The organism is Lutimonas vermicola, assembly GCF_038433205.1.
In the GTDB taxonomy this organism is placed as follows: Bacteria; Bacteroidota; Bacteroidia; order Flavobacteriales; family Flavobacteriaceae; genus Lutimonas; species Lutimonas vermicola.
This window is the reverse complement of the sequence record NZ_JBCDNA010000001.1, coordinates 903,652-923,877: the sequence shown is the minus strand read 5'-3', so window position 1 is coordinate 923,877 and position 20,226 is coordinate 903,652. Positions and strand designations below refer to the sequence as shown.

Here is a 20,226-nt window from a genome sequence, read left to right as displayed (position 1 = left end):
TTTTACTTAAAAATTAAGACTATGGATTATAGTAAACCAATGTTGAGGGACAATGCCCTAAAAGGTGAAGTAATTATTGTAACTGGTGGTGGCAGTGGATTGGGAAAAGCCATGACAACCTATTTCCTTCAACTTGGAGCCCATGTAGTGATCAGTTCGCGCAATATGGATAAGTTGTTAACAACTGCCAAGGAACTTGAAGAAAAAACAGGTGGGACAGTTCTTCCGGTATCCTGCGATGTGAGGCATTATGATGAGGTGGAAGCTATGCTGGCTGCTGCCCTTGAAAAATTTGGCAAGGTTGACGCCCTGGTCAATAATGCAGCAGGTAATTTTATCAGCCCCACTGAGCGTTTATCAGCGAATGCTTTTGACACCATAATAGATATCGTTTTAAAAGGCTCCAAAAACTGTACGCTGGCATTGGGCAAACACTGGATTGATATCAAACAAAAAAGATCCATGGTCCTCAATATTGTCACTACCTATGCCTGGACAGGCTCTGCCTATGTTGTTCCTTCCGCCACTGCGAAAGCTGGTGTTTTGGCCATGACCAGGTCTTTGGCTGTTGAATGGGCCAAATACGGTATAAGAACCAATGCCATTGCACCGGGTCCTTTTCCGACCAAAGGTGCCTGGGACAGGTTATTGCCGGGTGAGCTAAAGGATGAATTTGATATGAAAAAGAAAATTCCTTTGGGAAGGTTGGGCGAACATCAGGAACTCGCTAATTTGGCCGCTTACCTTTTATCTGATTTCTCTGCATTTGTTAATGGTGAAGTGATTACAATCGATGGTGGTGAATGGTTAAAGGGAGCAGGAGAATTTAATATGCTTGAAAAAATTCCTGAAGAAATGTGGGATATGCTTGAAATGATGATCCGAAGCAAAAAAAATAAATAAATACCTTCACTTTTATTCTGGACGGACTTCAGTTAATTCTTAACGTTTCAACCCCTTGATGCACCATGTATTTTTGAGGCAATCCCAACTTGTGAATAAGCAGGGGTTTTATGTTAAAAACTTCGTTTCATAAGCTCGTAAATAATTGTATTTTTACAGCGATTTAAATTCAATTATTGAATGGGAAAAATTATAGCAATTGCTAATCAAAAAGGGGGAGTTGGCAAGACCACTACAACGGTTAACCTGGCAGCAGCACTCGGGGTATTGGAGCAAAAGGTATTGCTCGTGGATGCTGATCCTCAGGCAAACGCCACCTCCGGATTGGGAATTGAAGTTGAAGGTGTCGAAAATGGAACCTATCAGGTTCTTGAACACACCATAAGTGCAAGAGAGGCTATAATTAAGACCAATTCACCAAATGTGGATATTATTCCCGCTCATATTGACCTTGTCGCTATTGAGATAGAACTGGTCGACAAAGAAAAAAGGGAGTCTATGCTTAAAGCGGCTCTTTATGAGATCAAAGAAGATTATGATTATATCATTATTGACTGTGCGCCGTCTTTGGGCCTTATTACACTTAATGCATTAACGGCATCCGATTCTGTGATTATCCCGATACAATGCGAGTATTACGCATTGGAAGGTTTGGGCAAACTATTGAATACGATCAAAAGCATACAAAAAATCCATAATCCTGATTTGGAAATTGAAGGTTTGCTGTTGACCATGTACGATTCGCGTTTAAGGCTATCGAACCAGGTGGTGGCAGAAGTGAAGAAGCATTTTCACAATATGGTATTTAAGACCATCATTCAGCGGAATATCAGGCTTGGAGAAGCTCCAAGTTATGGAGAAAGCATTATTTCTTATGATGCCACAAGCAGGGGAGCCGTAAATTATATTAATTTGGCTCATGAAATTATAAAAAACAACAGTAATAATGGCGAAAGCAACTAAGAAACAGGCATTAGGAAGAGGATTATCAGCTTTATTGAGTGATACAAAAGAAGATATCACTTCGATTCAGGACAAAAATGCTGAAAAACTTGTTGGGAATATCCTGGAGATAGAGCTCGAAGCCATTGATGTAAACCCGTTTCAGCCAAGAACAAATTTTAATGAAGAATCTTTGAAAGAACTGGCAGGTTCTATTCGGGAATTAGGTGTCATACAACCCATTACGGTCAGAAAACTTGAAGGAAATAAATTCCAGCTTGTTTCTGGTGAAAGACGCTACAGGGCATCTAAAATGATTGGGTCCACATCGATTCCTGCTTATGTTCGCATTGCAAACGATCAGGAAATGCTCGAGATGGCCCTGGTTGAAAATATACAAAGGAAAGACCTTGATCCGATCGAGGTTGCCCTTTCTTACAGGCAATTGATCGAGGAGGTTAAACTAACTCAGGAACAATTGAGTATCAGGGTGGGCAAGAACAGGTCAACCGTGACCAATTTTTTAAGATTGCTAAAACTTGATCCGATTATTCAGACAGGAATTCGCGATGGTTTCTTAAGCATGGGACATGGACGGGCACTGATCAATATCCATGAACCCGAAATACAGCTTGAAATATATCAAAAGATCATTAAGGATAAGCTTTCTGTGCGACAAACGGAACAACTTGTCAAAAATGTAAAGGAAGGTAAAGCCGTTGAGGCTCCTCCTGCAGAAAAAAAAGAAATCCCAGAGTACCTGATTGAGGGAATCAAGCAAATCAGCGCCTATCTTGGTCATAAAGTAGATATAAAAGTTTCAGGTAAGGAAAAAGGAAAAATTATCATTCCATTCCATTCAGAGGAAGATTTCGTACGCATCAAAAAATTACTTGAGTAAATGCTGCAAAAAATTATTTACAGTTTAATTATTTGCATTTTTTGTTGGAATCCTTTTTATGCTCAGAAGAAAAATAAGCAGAAGGAAGAAAAAATTGAAGAAGGGGTACCAACTCTTGAGTCGCAAATGATCGACCCGCTTTCACCTGCAAGAGCAGCTTTTTACTCAGCTGTATTGCCCGGGCTGGGCCAGGCTTATAATAAAAAGTATTGGAAAATCCCGATCGTTTATGCAGCCCTGGGCACAGGAGTATATTTTATAGTAGATAACCAGCAGGAATATGAAAGGTACCGAACAGCCTATAAATTAAGGATATCCGGGAGGCCTGATGAATTTGATGGTACCGGAGGACAACCGAATATTAGTGAGGATGGCCTTATCCGTGCGCAGGATATTTTAAAAAAGAACAAGGATCTGGCGGTTTTTATCACATTGGGCCTTTACGCCTTAAACATTATTGAAGCTAATGTTGATGCGCATTTGGATGATAGGGCTTTTAATAGAAATTTATCATGGAGACCATCACTATATGTGAATCCGGTCAATAATGAACCGATAGCGGGATTGAATCTAAAATTCGACTTTTAACAAGATATTACCTGGAAAAAATGAAGATTGCATTATTAGGTTATGGGAGGATGGGAAAGGCCATTGAAAAGGTCGCCCTTGAAAGGGGTCATGAAATCGTCATCAGAAAAGATCTTGAGCCACTTGAGGTTGATCTGGGCATCGCTGATACCGCGATAGACTTCAGCCATCCTACCGCAGCGTTTGATAATATCAAAGCATGTATCGATAGTGGGGTAGCGGTAGTTTCGGGCACTACAGGGTGGCTTGAAAGGTTTGAAGAAATCAAAGGATATTGTGAAGATCATAAAGGCTCGTTTATATATTCCTCCAACTTTAGCATTGGCGTAAACGTATTCTTTAATTTAAATGCCCATCTGGCCAAATTAATGAAGAATATCAAGGGATATAAGGTGGCCATGGAGGAAACCCATCATATCCACAAACTCGATGCACCAAGTGGAACGGCAATTTCACTTGCGAATGATGTACTTGAGCAATCGGTGAAAACGAACTGGACACTAGATGAAAATGATACTGACAAGCTCTTTATCAAGGTAAAAAGAGAGGGAGAGGTCCCGGGAACCCATGCTGTATCGTATACTTCTTCTATAGATGCCATTGAGATAAAACACGAAGCTTTTAACAGGACAGGTTTTGCCCTTGGCGCCGTAGTTGCTGCTGAATGGCTTCAGAATAGAAAAGGCATTTTTAATATGAAAGATGTTTTGGGTTTATGAGATTTTAAGAATTACTTTTCAAAAAAAGTAACAAATTTGAAGAGTGGAATACTAATAAATAAGATTAACAATTTAATAAAAAAACAATTATGACCTTAATTCAATGGTTACTATTTATATTGCTCTTACAAGTCGTTCATTTTCTGGGTAACTGGAAATTATACATTAAAGCAGGAAGGAAATCTTGGGAGGCTTTGGTTCCGGTTTATAATGCAGTGGTTTTGATGAAGATCATAAACAGGCCAAAATGGTGGGTAATCCTTTTGTTTATTCCAATTATCAACCTGCTTATGTTTCCTATAGTTTGGGTGGAAACCATCAGAAGTTTTGGTAAAAACACCACCAAAGACAGTTTGTTGGTGATCTTAAGCCTTGGATTTTATATTTATTATATAAATTACATGGAAGACGTAAGTTACGTTGAGAATCGAAGTTTAAAGCCAAGGACAGCTGCCGGTGAATGGGTGAGTTCCATAGCTTTTGCTGTTATTGCCGCCACGCTGGTACATACTTATTTTATGCAGCCTTATACGATTCCTACGTCATCTTTGGAAAAGTCATTGCTGATAGGTGATTTTCTATTTGTCAGTAAGTTCCATTACGGTGCCAGGGTTCCGATGACTACGGTGGCAGCCCCGATGGTACATGATACATTGCCCATTATTAAAACCAAAAGTTATTTGAATTTCCCGCAATTGCCTTACCTGAGGTTACCGGCTCTTCAAAAGATCAAACGAAACGATATTGTTGTATTCAGCTGGCCCGTTGACACGGTAGAACAGTTTTTTAAAAAAACAACCAGGAAGATCAGAAAACCGATAGACAAGAAGTCAAATTATGTAAAGAGATGTGTCGGTATTGCAGGAGACTCCCTGGAGATCAGAGATGGCTATGTTTATATTAATGGTGAGAAGAATCAATTGCCTGACAGGGCAAGATTACAATTCTTTTATGAAACCGATACAGATGGTAAAGCCCTTAGCGTTAAAAGTTTGAGAAGTCGATATCACGTAAGGGAAGGGGGCAGGCTCCAGGATGGTAATTATATATTGAACCTTGCGGATGAGGATGCAGAACTGATCAGTAAGAATCCAACGGTAAAAAGGCTTCAAAAAAGGTTATCCCCCAAGGGAGAAGGTGAGGATGTTTTTCCAAATGTGAAATCACTGAACTGGAACAAGGATAATTTTGGGCCAATTTATATACCAGAAGCCGGTAAAACGGTAGCGCTTACTATGGAAAGCTTACCTTTTTATAAAAGGATCATTGTTGAATATGAAAAGAACAGCCTTAGGGTTGACAACGGACAGATATACCTGAATGAAAGTACTGAGCCGGCGAATAGTTATACGTTTAAACAAGATTATTACTGGATGATGGGAGATAACAGGCATAACTCAGAAGATTCCCGATATTGGGGTTTTGTACCTTACGACCATGTGGTGGGAAAACCTGTTTTTATCTGGTTTAGCTGGGATTCAGACGGACAGGGAATTGACAAGGTTAGATGGGAAAGATTGTTTACAACTGTTGGCGGCAGCGGAAAACCGGTTTCTTATTTCTTTCCATTTGTTGGTCTGATGGTGGTTCTTTACGGTTTTAACTGGTACCGCAAAAGGAAAAAGGCTGCCTAATTGCTGATTTTACGCTCATGGCTTTATTATTACACCCCACTTTTTTTGCCCCGATCATACAATATGTGGCATTTGCCGGCCATACTGATGTTATTTTTGAGCGACAGGATAATTTCCAAAAGCAAACCTATAGAAACAGGTGTTATATATACGGAGCGAATGGCAGGCAATTGTTGACCGTACCGATTGTCCATTCGGAATCAGGCATAAGGCAAAAAACAAAAGACGTAAAAATCGATACCAGTTTTGCATGGAAAAAGATTTTTATAAAGTCTTTGGAATCCTCGTATCGTTCCTCTCCTTATTTTGAGTATTACGAAGATGATCTTTTAAAGGTTTTTGAAAAGGACCATATATTTTTACTGGATTTGAATTTACATGCGCATGAAGTGATGAGTGAATGTTTGGAAATGGAAAATAACATATCGTATACAAAAACTTATGAACCCATGCCTGGCTCTTTGCTTGACCTGAGGCAACTCGCAGATGCCAAGCACGAACCTGTCTACGAATTCAATTCGTATACCCAGGTTTTTGATAAAAAACACGGGTTTATTGCCAATTTAAGCATTTTGGACCTGTTATTTAATGAAGGTACTTCGGGGCTACAGTATTTAGAGGAGCATCAGGGTTTGCTGGGGAAATAGGGGAGAAGTGAGAAGTCTGCTTGCCGCAGGCAAGTAAGAATTAAGAAGTGAGATGTAAGAAGTGAGATGTAAGAAGTGAGATGTAAGAAGTGAGATGTAAGAAGTGAGAAGTGAGAAGTGAGAAGTGAGAAGTGAGAAGTGAGAAGTGAGAAGTGAGAAGTGAGAAGTCTTTTTATACGATGACAATTAAAGGCCTTCCATCTTGAGAGAAGGAAATGGACATAAAAAAAGCCTGGTAGATCATCTACCAGGCTTTTTATATGATTTTCTAGAAGTTAGCTTACTTTTTTCCTTTTTTAGCAGCGTATTTTTGCTTGTTGAGTTCGTCCTGAAGCTCACGTCTCACTTTTTGCTCTCTTTCAAGGGCCTTGGCTTTGTATGCTTCAAACTCTTTTTCTGTATCACTTAACAGATCTCTTGCCTGCACAGTGATGGCATTACTTGACCTAAACCTGAAAATAAAGAACAACAACAGGGCCACTAAACTAAAAATAATAGTCCACAGTAAACTGTTGTAAGAGGATTTTGTCATTGGAATTCCCAAAAACTTGATATTGTCTTTTTCCTTGGTTACTGACGTCAAATTATTATTTGTGGTTAAAAGGTCAGCCTTGAGGCTTTTGATTTCACTTGCCTGGACTTCAACTAGTTTTTTAGTATCCCCAAGATCCTTTTTTAACGCTTGCATAGAATCCAATACGTTGCCTTTGATCTTTTGATAAAAAGTTTTCTTAACAACTTTATACTCTTGATAGGAACTTGATTTTCTGTATAAATAATCAAATTGGCTTTCAATTGTACCATTGTCTAAAGAAGGTTTTGGCCCGGTTTGTTCTTCAACCTGCCCAAAAACGGCAGAACTAAAAGCTAATACAAAGGTGAAAGATAAAACAGTAATGAATTTTTTCATTTCAATGTTATTTGATTAATAAAATTATAATAATTTGATATACAGTCTAGTGCGTAAAAATCCTTCGTCAGTAATGCAAAGATTACAGACAGGATGACATTATTATAACCGTTCTCTATTAAATTTTAAGAGGGCTTTAAAATTAATTAAATTTACCATGTCTGCAAAATTATTTTAAAGCTTCTCTAAGCAGGCTGATCGGATGCTTTGCAATCCTTTCCGTACCATCCTTGATCTGATGTCTGCAGCTTGTTCCTGCAGCAACGATTTCAACCTTTTTATGACTGCTTCGAACTTTGGGAAACAGCGTGTCTTCTCCTACCTGCATACTTAGGTCATAATGTTCTTTTTCATAACCAAAAGAGCCTGCCATACCGCAACATCCCGTATTCATAAGGGTCACTTCGTAATTTTTGGGAAAATTCAGCATCGTGAAGGTTGCTGTCATATTTGAAAGTGCTTTTTGCTGACAATGGCCGTGAACCTTTATTTTTTTAGACTTGTCGGTAAACTGTTTTTGTGTAATATGACCTTTTTCAATTTCACGTGTTATAAATTCTTCAATGGTAAAAGTACATGCAGCGATCTCCTTGGCCGATTCACTGTTACCTGTAAGCCTTAGGTACTCGTCTCTGAATGTAAGGAGGGCCGAAGGTTCTATGCCAACCAGGGGTGTATCTATGGTAACTTTGTCTTTGAAAAATTCAACATTTTGATGTGCCAGTTCCTTGGCCTGGTCCAGCAGTCCTTTTGAAATAAAACTTCTTCCGCTTTCGTGGTGATCTGTTATGATTACCTGATATCCAAGTTTTGAAAGGGCCTCTATGGCATCTCTTCCTATAGCAGCGTCATAGTAATCAGTGAATTCGTCAAGAAATAAATACAATTGGCCATTCGGATAATTTTGTCCGCTGAAGCGATCTTTGTTTTTTCTGTACCATTTTCTTGTGGTCACCTGAGCCAGTTTCGGAATACTTCTTTTCAGGGCGACTCCCATGATACGTTTGGCTACATTGGTTTGGAGCAACATGTTGGTGAGTGAAGGTGCCATGGATCCCAGTTTATTGTATTTCACATTTTCAGCGAACAAACGGGTTCTGAATGATATACCATTCTCCTTCTGGTACTGATAAAGAAACTCAGCTTTTAAAGCTGCTACATCTACATTGCTGGGGCATTCACTTGAGCAGGCCTTGCAGCTCAGGCAGAGATCAAAAACTTCTTTTAATTCTTCATGATCAAAGCGGTTGGCTTTCTCACTGTTGGTTAAAAATTCCCTGAGTGTATTGGCCCTGGCCCTGGTTGTGTCCTTTTCATTTTTGGTGGCCCTGTAACTGGGGCACATGGTGCCACCGGCAAAAACGGGTTTTCTGCAATCACCCGATCCGTTGCATTTTTCGGCAGCTCTGAGTATGCCTTGCGAATCGGAAAAATCCTGAATTGTGTCAATAATGGGCTCTTCGCGATCGGGAACATACCTTAAAGACTTATCCATAGGCCAAGAATCGATTATTTTTCCCGGATTTAGGATGTGCTGTGGATCAAATACCTGTTTGATTTTTCGCATCAGCTCATAATTTTTTTCGCCAAGCATCAGGCTAAGAAACTCTGACCTTACAATACCATCCCCATGTTCACCACTCATCGACCCTTTGTATTCTTTAACCAGTTGCGCTACTTTGGTGGTAATTTTCCTGAATAAATGAATGTCTTCTGCTCGTTTGAGATTTAATATGGGGCGTAAGTGCAATTCTCCCGCTCCTGCATGGGCATAATACACGGCTTTCTGATCATACTCCTTCATCATCTCAGTAAATTCGGCAATATATTGAGGCAAATCGCTAACTTCCACTGCCGTGTCTTCAATACAAGCCACAGCTTTGTTGTCGCCAACGATATTCCCTAATAAACCCAATCCGGCCTTCCTAAGGGTACTGGCCTTTTCAATATCTGTACCTTTAAGGATGGGATAGGTGTATCCAAACTTATTTTTTTTAAGGTCAGCAATTAATTTTTCAGCCAGTTCTTTAGTTTTCACTGCATCTTCACTTGCAACCTCGAGCATTAAAATAGCCTCAGGGTCTCCTTCAACAAAAAACCTGTTTAAAAGCTGTTCCCGATTGTTTTTTGTACAATCCAGTATGGTTTTATCCATTAATTCACAGGTGTAGAGATTGTGCTCCATGGCTACTACAACTGCTTCAAGGCTTTCCTGGATACTTAAAAAATGAGCAGCCACCAGCATGTTGTGCTCCGGAGGAAGTTTATCGAGTGACAGCGTCATGTCTGTAGTAAATGCAAGTGTGCCTTCGCTGCCACAAAGCAATTTTGACAGGTTGATGGGGTCCTGATTTTCTGAAAAAACCTCGTTGTTTAAAATGGCGTCAATAGCATAACCATTATTTCGCCGGTGGATACTGGGTTTAGGAAATTCCCTTTCAATTTCTTCCCTTGTTTCCTTATTCGATAATTCATTATATAATAAATTATAAACCTTGCTTTTAAGGGAGTTTCCCTTGAGGTTTTCTTTAAAATCCTGAGCCGATTGAGGTCCAAAAAATGACTCGGAACCATCTGATAAAATGGTATTCATTTCGAGTACCTTGTCTCTGGTTACTCCGTATTGTATGGAGGTCGTGCCCGAGGAATTATTGCCGACCATGCCTCCCATCATGCACCGATTTGACGTAGACGTATTAGGCCCGAAAAATAAACCGAAGGGCTTTAAAAACGCATTCAATTCATCCCGAACGACTCCGGGTTCAACCCGAACTGTTTTGTTCCTTTCATCAAAGGCAAGTATACGGGTGAAATATTTTGAAGTATCAACGATAATCCCCTCACCAACGCATTGCCCGGCCAAAGAGGTGCCTGCCGTCCTTGGAACCAGAGACACTTTGTGTTTTGGCGCGAACAAAATAAGTTTTTTTAAATCTTCTTTGTCTTTTGGATAGGCTACCGCCAGTGGTATTTTTCGGTAAACAGAGGCATCTGTGGCGTAAATATTTTTGTGCAAGTCGTCAAAATGAAGTTCTCCATGAAGGGTTTGCGAAAGTTCCTGCAATTCTTTAAGTATAGACATGCTGTAAGCGATAACAATTGAAATTAGAATTTTAAACTACCTGAGTGCCGTTTTTTACCGAATCACCTGAATGTAAAAGTACTACATCTTTACCTTTTTGAATACCTAAAACGAGGCATTCGCTTTTGAAATTTGCTATTTGTTTGGGTTTAAAATTGATGACGGCAATTACCTGCTTGTTGAGTAATTTATCTTTCGAATACAAAGTCGTAATCTGAGCACTTGATTTCTTAATTCCCAGAGCGCCGAAATCAATTTTTAGCTGGTAGGCAGGAACCCGGGCTTTGGGGAAATCCAACACTTCGATAATGGTGCCAACGCGTATGTCGACCTTTTGAAAATCCTCGAATGTTATATTGGACTCATTCATTATCTGGAAAGTTTTTCAAATACCCAGGCCGGTCCAATAAGCAGAAATTGCAAATCTTTAAAAAATGAAGGTTTTTTCCCTTCTATTTTATGACCGTAGAACTGACCGATCCAGGCCGCTATAAAAATAATCAAAGATGTCATAAAAAGGGGTGCAATTTGTGAGAGGTAATAGTTGCCCATAACGCAAAGCACAGAAAAACCAAGCATCCTTAAAAACAGCGCAAACGACAATCGCAGGTAAAATAACAGTAACAGCATCAACAAAACTGAAGCCCAGTTTCCAATCATGGGATTGGAAATATTTAAAGTTCTTTGAAGAAAACCTGAGGGTATGCTCATGATCATTCCCACAATGCTAAAGAAAATCGCAGGAACGCAGATATAATGAATCTTTTGGTTGGTTTTGTTCTGATGGCTTACTGCATAATCATCATACCATTGTTGTATCGTTTTCATATTAAAAAAATTAATAAATTGAGACTACGGCATCGGCAAAAACCATATCATGTTTCCGAGAAACCTAAATATAATTGTGTTAAAAATCTTACTTTTGGGTATGCTTTGAAGTAAATATAGAAATAAATTGTGAGTTATGGCAAATACACCCTCCAATATGCTCCCCCTTGGATCAAAGGCTGCTGATTTTGAATTATTTGATACTGTTTCTGGTAAAAAATTGTCCCTGGCACAATTGAAAGGAGTCAATGGTACCGTACTGTTTTTTATCTGTAATCATTGCCCATTTGTGATTCATGTGAACAAAGAACTGGTTAGAATTGCCAATGAATACAGATCAAAAGGAATTTCTTTTATTGCTATTTCATCGAACGATGTAGAGCATTATCCTCAGGATGGTCCTGAGCTGATGAAAAAAAAGGCCCTTGATGTTGGATACCCTTTTCCATATCTGTATGATAAAACACAGGAAGTGGCCAAAGCCTATGACGCAGCCTGTACGCCGGATACTTATTTGTTTGATGAAAACCTGAATTTGGTTTACAGGGGGCAGATAGACGATTCAAGACCTGGAAATGATTTACCCTTAACAGGTTCAGATCTGAGAAACGCTCTGGATCATTTAGTTCATCAAAAAGGTATAGTAGAAAATCAGAAACCAAGTATGGGTTGTAATATCAAGTGGAAATAAGGTTGTAAGAATTGTTTATAACCAGCCCTTTCTTTTGAGCAGGTTTTCAATATGAGCATAGTGGTGCTGGCTGTGCCAGGCATAAATGCCTATATTTTTTTTCAGAGAGACTTCTTGTTGGGTTTCAGGATGAATAAAGGTTCTTTTCAAATCCTTTTCTGAAAGTCCATTTAATAGATAGACCAATTTGGCATGAAGGCTTTCCAATGATTGTAAAGACAGTTCAATAGGAGCATTGTAATCGTGTAGTTCGGCCCATAGTTCTTCATGATAGGCCTTGATCAGCGGTTTTTCTTCAGTAAGGGCCCATTTGAATCTGATATAACTATGAGAATGACTGTCAACCACATGATGTACTACTTGTCTTATGGTCCAGCCATCGGGTCTATAGGGCGTATCAAGCTGTTCATCACTTAAATTTTGGGTAATTGATCTCATTTTTTTGGGAAGCGCAGCTAAAATACCGATCCATTCTTTGATATCACTTTCTGAAATAATCTCAGGAATTTCAGCTTTACCAATTGGGTATTTTAGGCGTTCAATCGGATCAATTCCCATGGGTCAAAAATTACCATGAAGCGTTATGGACGGACCTGAAAAGTTCATATCGAAGCTACCTTTCCAATTATCTTCGGTTACCTTGGCATTAAACAATAAAAAGCGGTAATCCACACCAAGGCCAAAGTTTTTTACGATTTGATAGCGTACCCCCGGGGCAATGTTCCAAAGGCCACCAGAGTATTTGTCAATACTAATGCCAAACCAATCAGCACGGGCAATAAGGGCCCATTTTGTATTTGGGGCCCAATGATACCAGGCACCAATGTTGGGCAAAGGAATCAATGCACTAACTTTTCTTTTTTGAAAAGTACCATCTATTTGCTCATTATCTGATTTGATATTACCTTCAATAAAGGCACCTACATTAAAGGCATGAACACCTAAGCCCGCTCCTAAGGAGTGCTTTGGCCCTGAAGAGATTGTTCTCCCCACAAATACCCTGTATAAAGAAAATTCAATTCCTCCTCTTACAAAGCTGCCTTTCTCAAAAGTTACATCGTCAAAAACATAGGTTGAATCCAGGGTTGCCTTGGCTGCATTGTTTACCCCAAAAGTCTCTGCAGTCACCCTCCATTTTTTATTCCAGCGCCATTCAAAATTAAAAAAAGAAGTCGCCTGATTATTATTGAAGCCGAAGGTCTCTCCAAAATTAATTTCATCATCGGGTGAAGAAGCATCAGCACCAAGTTTGATATCTTTTGATGGAAAAAAAACACCTGCTTCCAAATAGAATTTATTATCTAATAAAGGGTGTTTTTCTACCTCCTGTGACAAGGTAGTTGCCCTGATTCCTAAAAGAAGCACTATTAAAATAATGTATTTCATGAGGGGCGTTCTGGTTTAATTAAAATTACAACAAAATGTTCACAAAAAAAAAGCACCTGAGTAATTAATTCAGGTGCTTTGAATATATAGTATTTGCTATTATTTAACGTCCATTAATTCAACGTCAAAAATAAGTGTAGCATCCGGTGGAATTACACCTCCGGCACCTTGTGAGCCATAAGCCAGATGTGATGGAATCACTAATCGTGCCTTATCTCCAACTTGTAACAATTGCAATCCTTCATCCCAGCCTTTAATGACCTGACCAACACCTACTTGAAAGTCAATGGGCTGTTTACGTTGATAAGAAGAATCGAAAACCGTTCCGTCAGTGAGCTGCCCTTTGTAATGTACAGATATGTTTTTGCCTTTGGTGGCTTCTGCACCATTTCCTTTTTGAAGAACCTTATATCTCAGACCAGAATCGGTTTTTTCAAAACCTGCGGCAATTTTATCCAACTCGGCATCCATTTTTGCTTTGGCTTCAGCAATTCGCTGTTCTCTCGCACCTTCAAAAGATCTAAAAGCTTCAATCGCATTGAACGCTTCTGCATCTGCTCCAACCCTGATGATCTCTACTGATTCCAGGATATCATCCTGGGCAATGGCATCAACAACATCCTGCCCTTCTATCACTTCACCAAATACCGTGTGCTTGTTGTCTAACCATGGTGTTGGCACATGAGTAATAAAAAACTGGCTTCCATTGGTGCCGGGGCCTGCATTTGCCATAGAAAGAATTCCTGGCTTGTCATGTTTCAAATCAGCATGGAATTCATCTTCAAAGCTATAACCCGGATTACCTGTACCCGTACCTTGAGGACATCCTCCCTGAACCATAAAATCAGGAATCACCCTGTGAAATTTTAATCCATCGTAATATTTCTGCCCTTGCGGCTTAGCAGAATTTTCCATGTTCCCTTCTGCAAGTGCTACAAAATTACCTACAGTTCCCGGGGTTTTTTGAAATTCGAGCTTTAAAAGAATATCTCCTTTTGAACTTTTTATCTTTGTGTATAAACCGTCGTTCATGTTTTGTTTTTTTAAAATTCCTGCAAAGATAATTGATTCATAAGGAAATGAGACAATCTAAAAGGTTTTATTGAAAATTTTTAAGGAAATATTAGCATTTATTCATGGACAGGGCATAAAATAATAATGACTTTGTGACGTTATATTTATTGTAATAGAAAAGTGATTGCCATGAAAAAAATCGGATTAATGATCGTTGTATTGTTTTTAAATCTAACGATTACCGCACAAATTCAACAAGAAAGCTTCAACGCATCAGAAATTCCTGATGGTTGGATCTATGAAATCAACTCCAATGCCACAAACTGGCAATTTGGATATACGGGTGTTATGCCTCATAGCGGACCCACAATAGAATCGGAATTTACTACCGGTGCTGCTCTTTTCAATGATAACAGTCTCGGAGAAAAATTAAACGATAAAACCAGTTTGACAACGCCGTTGGTTGACCTTTCGAAAGTCAAGAAGGCTCAGATTCAGGTAACCTATAATTTACAGGTGGAAGATGAAAAAGGTGAATTTTCAATAGAAGTATTTGACGGCAGGAAATGGAGAGAAGTTTATTTTCAGGATACTTCATCACCTAAGAATACAGGAATGAATGAGTTTGTCTCTCTCGAAGTAAGCGATTTTATCAATGATGAATTTCAGGTGAGATTTGTTTACAATGATGAAGGACAGGAATCAACCCAAGGACTTGGTATTGATCATTATGCCCTGCTGGAGTCGTCAGAAGAAAGCAATGTATATGAAGAGGCGGTTAGCGCCATCAATGTCTTAAATATTCCAGACAATGTTTTGGTGTTAGACAGCAATGATGAACTCAATGGGGAAGAATCACTTCAGGATTTTTCGGATCATTTAAAAAACATTGAACTCTCAACTGATTCTATCATGTACAACCTCTCAGAATTTTCGAATGTAAATGGTATGTTCAGGGTTCAGGAAGAAACAAATGTAGGTTCATACAAGGCATTGAAAAAATAATTAATAGAACATATTAGGTTTATAAGAGAAAGACTGCTTGTGCAAACGAGCGGTCTTTTTTTATGACTTGATTATAATGTCCTGTTTGATTTTACTTTTTTATATGATCCTGTTTGATTAAAAAGCAGAAAAATTTACGCATTAGCTTCGCTGAATCCCTGCCTGCCGGCAGGCTGGTTCGGTTTCAAGCATTGAAGCATTCAAGCATTTCAGCATTTTAGCATTTCAGCATTTCAGCAATGTGCATTGAAAATACGATATTGATTTAAACCCGACCTCAATTGAAATGGCAGAACTTTCAAAATAAATACTTAGTAAGATTGGGAAGTTCCGCAGAGACGCTCAAGGAAATCAACCAACCGCACTTTGTATTTATAAAGAAAGGGCTGTTAGTTCAATTGCAGTCTTGATTTTTTCTATCTTTTGTATCAAGACAAAAGATAAAAAGGAGAATCAGAGAATAAAATTTTGTCTATCGATCCGGAGGACAAAGAAACTTAATTGGAGGTTGGACCTGCCTTCAGGGATGGCAAGGAATGATGATTTGAGATTTAAAGCATTGTAGTAGCATTGTAGCATTGATTGAAGATTTCAGATTTCAGATTTGAGATTTCAGATTGTAGATTTTGAATTATTCACACATTAGCTCCGCTGAATCCCTGCCTGCCGGCAAGCTGGTTCTATTTCAAGCATTGAAGCATTGAAGCATTTTCAAAAATGAATATCGAATGTCAAACAAGGAATTTTGAATGTCGAAGTGTTCTGCTAAACCAAAATTATTAATTTGACCGAAGCTTTTACGCAAGTGTAGATTAAAAAGCGCGTTAAGAATTTTTGAAGCCTTGGAAAAAATTTAGCGCTTTTTAAACGGTTTTTAGGTGTTCGATAGAAAAGCCTAAAAAACACCTCGTAAAAGCAACCTCCTTTTTTTTGATTCGTTTTTTTTGGAGGAGCAAAAAAAAATGAATAGAAATATTGATTTGAAAAATTGAAAATGAGTCGATTTGAAAATTGAATTAATAAATTATTCACACATTAATTTCGCTGAAGCTTCGGTTTCAAGCATTCAAGCATTGTAGCATTGCAGCATTTCAGCATTGTAGCATTGCTAAAACAAAAGACCGCTATGAAATTTTTATCTTCCAGTAGCGGTCCAAAAAAAAGGGATCTTTAGGGGCTTTGCCTGAATCAGGTCAAAGCCGTGTTTAACGAAAAAAGACTTAAACTCCAGCTTACGGGCCTTAAGGAGATAAGTCTGATATTTTTACTCAATAAAATAGGGGAGAAAGGTATTTCAGTATTGAAATAGCAAGGTATAGTTAGACTCAATGTATTCATAGACAATTTTTAATCCGGACACTTTATTTCTGCAGGTGCTCAGATGTTTCTACATGTATAATGCGAATGTAATCGCACGATACTTTGTTGGGAGAAAATTGTTAATTGAGGGCAACGTGTTGGCATTTATTTAAATTCCAACCTAAGATTAAACGCCGGATTTAATTTTTTATTTTAAGTGATGCATAATTATTACTTTTACCGCTAATAAATTCCCAAAATATCATTTTCAACGGAAGCCCGCCAAAAGTGAATTTTGGATAAACATCATGATGAATATAAAGGTTGCCGCTTCTTTTAGTAAAAATAAAGTACAGGAGATCATTGATTCTTTCGGTCAGGCTGGAAAAACCTATTGGGAAAAGAGAAATACGATAAAAGTATTTGAGGTAGACGGTGATAAGTGGAATGTTAAATCGTTTCAAATACCGCATCTGGTGAACCGTTTTGCATATAAATATGTTCGAAAATCCAAAGCAAGAAGGTCTTTTGAACATGCGGAAATCCTTCTCAAAAAGGGTGTTTTAACGCCTGAACCAATTGCTTATGTTGAGTATTCTGACCCCGTAGGTTTAAAGAACAGTTATTACGTCTCTAAAAATTTAAGCTACGATTTTGCTTTTAGTGACCTTTTTGAAGAGCAATTTCCAGATCGGATCAATATTCTGAACCAATTTACTGAGTTCACCTTTAAGCTTCATGAGAATGATATACACCATTTTGATCATTCTAAGGGGAACACGATTATATGCAGAAAAGGTAAAGGTCAGTATGACTTCTATCTCATTGACCTCAACAGGATGAAGTTTGAAAAAATGAATTACCAGGCAAGGATCGATAATTTTAACAGGTTGTCGTTAACCACCGAAATGATGGAAATTATAGGCAAGAAATACGCATCATTAATGCACCTTGAAGAAAAGAAAGTCGTTGAGGACATCAAACTTTCCTGCCAAAAATTCAAAGAGTTTTCCCTCCGAAAAGCCAGGTGGAAAAAAAGAATCAGGCTATAATCCGCTTTTTGCCTTTGACAGTAGGTAGAAATCAGCCATTACCATGGCGCTGAGGGCCTCAACAATTGGAACAGCTCTTGGAACTACACACGGATCATGCCTGCCGCGTCCCTGCATTTCTACTTTATTTCCTTTCGCATCTATCGTGTCCTGTTTCTGGATCAGTGTTGCTACCGGTTTGAAAGCAACCCTAAAATAGATATCCATCCCATTCGAAATGCCTCCCTGTATGCCACCGGAAAGATTTGTCTGGGTACTTCCATCCTGGTTGAAAAGGTCATTGTGATCGCTGCCTTTCATTCTCGCTCCGCAAAACCCGCTGCCATATTCAAAACCTTTAACGGCATTGATCGATAACATCGCGTGACCCATCGCAGCATGAAGTTTGTCGAAAATTGGTTCACCAAGGCCAATAGGTACATTTTGAATCACACAAGTGATGGTACCTCCAACAGTATCGCCTTGCTTTTTAATCTCACCAATATGTTCAATCATTTTTTCGGCTGTAACCGGATCTGCACAGCGCACCATATTTTGCTCTATTTGAGAAAAATCAAGCTCCTGATATGGTTTGTCTATAAAAATTTCACCAACGGACGAGGTAAATGCGGTGATCTTTATGCCTTTTATGATTTCCTTTGCGACGGCGCCCCCTACAATCCAGTTAGCTGTTTCCCGGGCAGAACTTCTTCCTCCTCCGCGATGGTCCCTGACACCATATTTCTGATCATAGGTATAATCAGCATGAGACGGGCGATAAACATCTACATTGTGAGAATAGTCTTTGCTTTTCTGATTCGTATTTTGAATCTGGAAGCCAATGGATGTTCCGGTTGTCTTTCCTTCAAAAATACCGGACAAAAATTCGACTTGATCAGGCTCCTTTCTCTGTGTAGTGATTTTGGATTGACCAGGCTTCCTGCGATCGAGTTGAGATTGCACAGCTTCAAGGTCTAAGTCTATACCTGCGGGACATCCATCGATCACTCCCCCAATGGCCGGGCCGTGTGACTCCCCAAAGGTCGTTAATGTAAACAGCTTGCCAAAAGAATTACTCATAGGGTCGGGATCAAAAATTCGAAAAGCAAAGATAATATTTTAAGGGAGAAGTGAGAAGTGAGAATGTAGAAGTTTTACGAATTAAGCATTAAGTATTATGACTTAAGTTTTAAATTTAGGTTTTTAATGAACTCTGAGGCGCTCGGAAGTGAGGCGCTCACTTCCGAGCGCCTCAGATAGAAATTCGAAACTTTAAACTATTTTTAAAGTATGGTAAAAAACTATCATATTCAGGTTACAGGAAAAGTTCAGGGGGTTTGGTTTAGAAAATATACCATGGAAGCCGCTGTGGCTAAGGGTTTAGTTGGAATAGTGAAAAATGAGTTGGATGGCTCCGTGTATATTGAAGCTGAAGGAAAGGAGGAAGATTTGCAATCTTTTGTACAATGGCTTTATAAGGGGTCACCCCTTTCAAATGTAAGGGAAGTGAGGTGGGAGGAAGGTTCCTTGAGGCATTATGCCCGGTTTGACATTAGTCGGTAAAAAACCAGAGTTTAATGGCCATAACGGAGACCATGATGACGAGAAATACCTTAATGAGTCCGTCACCTTTTTTAACCGACCACCTACTTGCAAACCATCCGCCAAGTGCGTTACCAACTGAAAGTACGAGGCCATATTTCCAGTTTACCTGGTCATTATATATAAAAATAGCTAAAGCTGAGATGGTATATATAAAGGCGACCACAACTTTGACCGCATTGCTCTTTACCAGGGAAAAATGATTGACTCCAGAGAGCACCAGAAGGATTAGAAAGCCGGTACCTGCCTGGATGAACCCACCATAGATACCGATAAAGAAGAATAGAATTAAGCTGATCCACAAGTATTTACCAGTAACCCTTTCAATAAGATCTTCATAGTTGGTTCTTCTATTCAGTACCAGATAAGTTACGACGAACAGCATAATCACAGCGAGTATCTTGTTAAATAATTCCCCGCTGATATCAACAGCAATTTGTGCACCGATAATGGCGCCAAGCATAGCTGAAATTCCGAAATAGATACTATGAGGAAAAGTGTTGACACCCTTACTTCTAAAACCTGAAATTGAAAATATGTTTTGAATAAAAATGGCTACCCTGTTGGTTCCGTTGGCAATACTTGGAGGCAGGCCTAAAAAGATAAGCATCGGGAGGGTTAACAAAGAGCCTCCTCCGGCTAATATATTGATGACTCCGGCCACAAAACCGATGAGTACCAGAAAAATCAATTCCAATTCCATAGGTAACATTTGGCGATAAATGTACTATAATTAACGGAAACTAAAATTCGATAAAAAAAATACAAAATGTTTTAGTAAAACAAAAAAGCGCATTATATTTGCGCTCGCATTTGAGCAATCGAATACACTCATGGAGAAATGGCAGAGTGGTCGAATGCACTGGTCTTGAAAACCAGCGAGGGTCACACCTCCGGGGGTTCGAATCCCTCTTTCTCCGCGAAAGTTAAAACCCACAACGAAAGTTGTGGGTTTTTTGTTTTCAAAAGCGTCGAAAGTTCACTTTCGTAAGTGATTTGAAAACAAAAAACCCAACAAGCGCAGCTTGTTTTTGGGTTTTAACA

20 protein-coding genes and 1 tRNA gene are annotated in these 20,226 nt (G+C 39.0%); 12 read left to right on the top strand and 9 right to left on the bottom strand.

All coding sequences use genetic code 11. From position 1 onward, the window contains the following. The first annotated feature begins 21 nt into the window (after nt 1-21). The 7 genes from AABB81_RS04205 to AABB81_RS04175 all read left to right on the top strand — a co-directional run bounded on the left by AABB81_RS04205 (nt 22) and on the right by AABB81_RS04175 (nt 6,334). Complete coding sequence (locus tag AABB81_RS04205) at nt 22-903, top strand: SDR family oxidoreductase (protein WP_342158836.1); 882 nt, start codon at nt 22-24, stop codon at nt 901-903. 180 nt (nt 904-1,083) lie between these two features. Beyond that, on the top strand, nt 1,084-1,866 hold the full coding sequence (locus AABB81_RS04200; RefSeq protein ID WP_342158835.1) for a ParA family protein: 783 nt from the start codon (nt 1,084-1,086) through the stop codon (nt 1,864-1,866). Then, complete coding sequence (locus tag AABB81_RS04195; RefSeq protein WP_342158834.1) at nt 1,850-2,746, top strand: ParB/RepB/Spo0J family partition protein; 897 nt, start codon at nt 1,850-1,852, stop codon at nt 2,744-2,746. The genes AABB81_RS04200 and AABB81_RS04195 overlap by 17 nt, the downstream gene beginning before the upstream one ends. Further along, on the top strand, nt 2,747-3,334 hold the full coding sequence (locus AABB81_RS04190; protein WP_342158833.1) for a DUF5683 domain-containing protein: 588 nt from the start codon (nt 2,747-2,749) through the stop codon (nt 3,332-3,334). It abuts the gene before it with no gap. Between the two features lie 20 nt (nt 3,335-3,354). After that, entirely contained in the window at nt 3,355-4,053 is a 699-nt protein-coding gene (dapB, locus tag AABB81_RS04185) for a 4-hydroxy-tetrahydrodipicolinate reductase (RefSeq protein WP_342158831.1), read from the top strand. 89 nt (nt 4,054-4,142) lie between these two features. Continuing rightward, a complete protein-coding gene (lepB, locus tag AABB81_RS04180; RefSeq protein ID WP_342158830.1) occupies nt 4,143-5,687 on the top strand; it encodes a signal peptidase I in 1,545 nt (514 codons plus the stop codon). 17 nt (nt 5,688-5,704) lie between these two features. Then, on the top strand, nt 5,705-6,334 hold the full coding sequence (locus AABB81_RS04175) for a WbqC family protein (protein ID WP_342158829.1): 630 nt from the start codon (nt 5,705-5,707) through the stop codon (nt 6,332-6,334). A 280-nt stretch (nt 6,335-6,614) separates the two neighbouring features. Here the strand turns inward: AABB81_RS04175 and AABB81_RS04170 are convergent, their stop codons facing one another. The 4 genes from AABB81_RS04170 to AABB81_RS04155 form a co-directional block, all read right to left on the bottom strand. Continuing rightward, nucleotides 6,615-7,244 carry a tRNA (guanine-N1)-methyltransferase gene (locus tag AABB81_RS04170; protein WP_342158828.1) on the bottom strand — a complete coding sequence of 210 codons (630 nt, stop codon included), beginning with the start codon at nt 7,242-7,244 and terminating at the stop codon, nt 6,615-6,617. A 169-nt stretch (nt 7,245-7,413) separates the two neighbouring features. Further along, nucleotides 7,414-10,326 (bottom strand): FAD-binding and (Fe-S)-binding domain-containing protein, encoded by a 2,913-nt coding sequence (locus AABB81_RS04165; protein ID WP_342158827.1) that lies wholly within the window; start codon nt 10,324-10,326, stop codon nt 7,414-7,416. 31 nt (nt 10,327-10,357) lie between these two features. Beyond that, the gene (locus tag AABB81_RS04160; RefSeq protein ID WP_342158826.1) at nt 10,358-10,696 is read right to left on the bottom strand and encodes a tRNA-binding protein; all 339 of its coding nucleotides are present in this window, start codon (nt 10,694-10,696) and stop codon (nt 10,358-10,360) included. Continuing rightward, on the bottom strand, nt 10,696-11,154 hold the full coding sequence (locus AABB81_RS04155) for an Mpo1 family 2-hydroxy fatty acid dioxygenase (protein ID WP_342158825.1): 459 nt from the start codon (nt 11,152-11,154) through the stop codon (nt 10,696-10,698). Before AABB81_RS04155 ends, AABB81_RS04160 begins: the two co-directional genes overlap by 1 nt. 136 nt (nt 11,155-11,290) lie before the next feature. Between AABB81_RS04155 and AABB81_RS04150 the strand changes: the two genes are divergently transcribed. Then, nucleotides 11,291-11,845 carry a thioredoxin family protein gene (locus AABB81_RS04150; RefSeq protein WP_342158824.1) on the top strand — a complete coding sequence of 185 codons (555 nt, stop codon included), beginning with the start codon at nt 11,291-11,293 and terminating at the stop codon, nt 11,843-11,845. Between the two features lie 15 nt (nt 11,846-11,860). On the opposite strand, the gene AABB81_RS04145 is transcribed toward AABB81_RS04150, so the two are convergent. From AABB81_RS04145 to AABB81_RS04135, 3 genes are all read right to left on the bottom strand, one after another. Further along, complete coding sequence (locus tag AABB81_RS04145) at nt 11,861-12,403, bottom strand: YfiT family bacillithiol transferase (RefSeq protein ID WP_342158823.1); 543 nt, start codon at nt 12,401-12,403, stop codon at nt 11,861-11,863. A 3-nt stretch (nt 12,404-12,406) separates the two neighbouring features. After that, complete coding sequence (locus AABB81_RS04140) at nt 12,407-13,231, bottom strand: hypothetical protein (protein ID WP_342158822.1); 825 nt, start codon at nt 13,229-13,231, stop codon at nt 12,407-12,409. A gap of 99 nt (nt 13,232-13,330) precedes the next feature. Next, complete coding sequence (locus AABB81_RS04135) at nt 13,331-14,263, bottom strand: peptidylprolyl isomerase (protein WP_342158820.1); 933 nt, start codon at nt 14,261-14,263, stop codon at nt 13,331-13,333. Nucleotides 14,264-14,434: 171 nt separating this feature from the next. Between AABB81_RS04135 and AABB81_RS04130 the strand changes: the two genes are divergently transcribed. Then, nucleotides 14,435-15,250 carry a hypothetical protein gene (locus AABB81_RS04130; RefSeq protein ID WP_342158819.1) on the top strand — a complete coding sequence of 272 codons (816 nt, stop codon included), beginning with the start codon at nt 14,435-14,437 and terminating at the stop codon, nt 15,248-15,250. Between the two features lie 1,607 nt (nt 15,251-16,857). Next, entirely contained in the window at nt 16,858-17,601 is a 744-nt protein-coding gene (locus AABB81_RS04125; protein WP_342158817.1) for a lipopolysaccharide kinase InaA family protein, read from the top strand. Here AABB81_RS04125 and aroC read toward each other — a convergent pair. Then, nucleotides 17,596-18,660, bottom strand: a complete 1,065-nt coding sequence (gene aroC / locus AABB81_RS04120) for a chorismate synthase (protein ID WP_342158816.1) — start codon at nt 18,658-18,660, stop codon at nt 17,596-17,598. The genes AABB81_RS04125 and aroC overlap by 6 nt on opposite strands. A 210-nt stretch (nt 18,661-18,870) precedes the next feature. Here aroC and AABB81_RS04115 point away from each other — a divergent pair, with 210 nt between their 5' ends. Further along, complete coding sequence (locus AABB81_RS04115) at nt 18,871-19,143, top strand: acylphosphatase (protein WP_342158815.1); 273 nt, start codon at nt 18,871-18,873, stop codon at nt 19,141-19,143. On the opposite strand, the gene AABB81_RS04110 is transcribed toward AABB81_RS04115, so the two are convergent. Continuing rightward, entirely contained in the window at nt 19,133-19,885 is a 753-nt protein-coding gene (locus AABB81_RS04110; RefSeq protein ID WP_342158814.1) for a sulfite exporter TauE/SafE family protein, read from the bottom strand. The two genes, AABB81_RS04115 and AABB81_RS04110, sit on opposite strands and share 11 nt — an antisense overlap. A gap of 132 nt (nt 19,886-20,017) precedes the next feature. Here AABB81_RS04110 and AABB81_RS04105 point away from each other — a divergent pair. After that, nucleotides 20,018-20,102: transfer RNA gene (locus AABB81_RS04105), tRNA-Ser, on the top strand. Nucleotides 20,103-20,226: the final 124 nt, after the last annotated feature.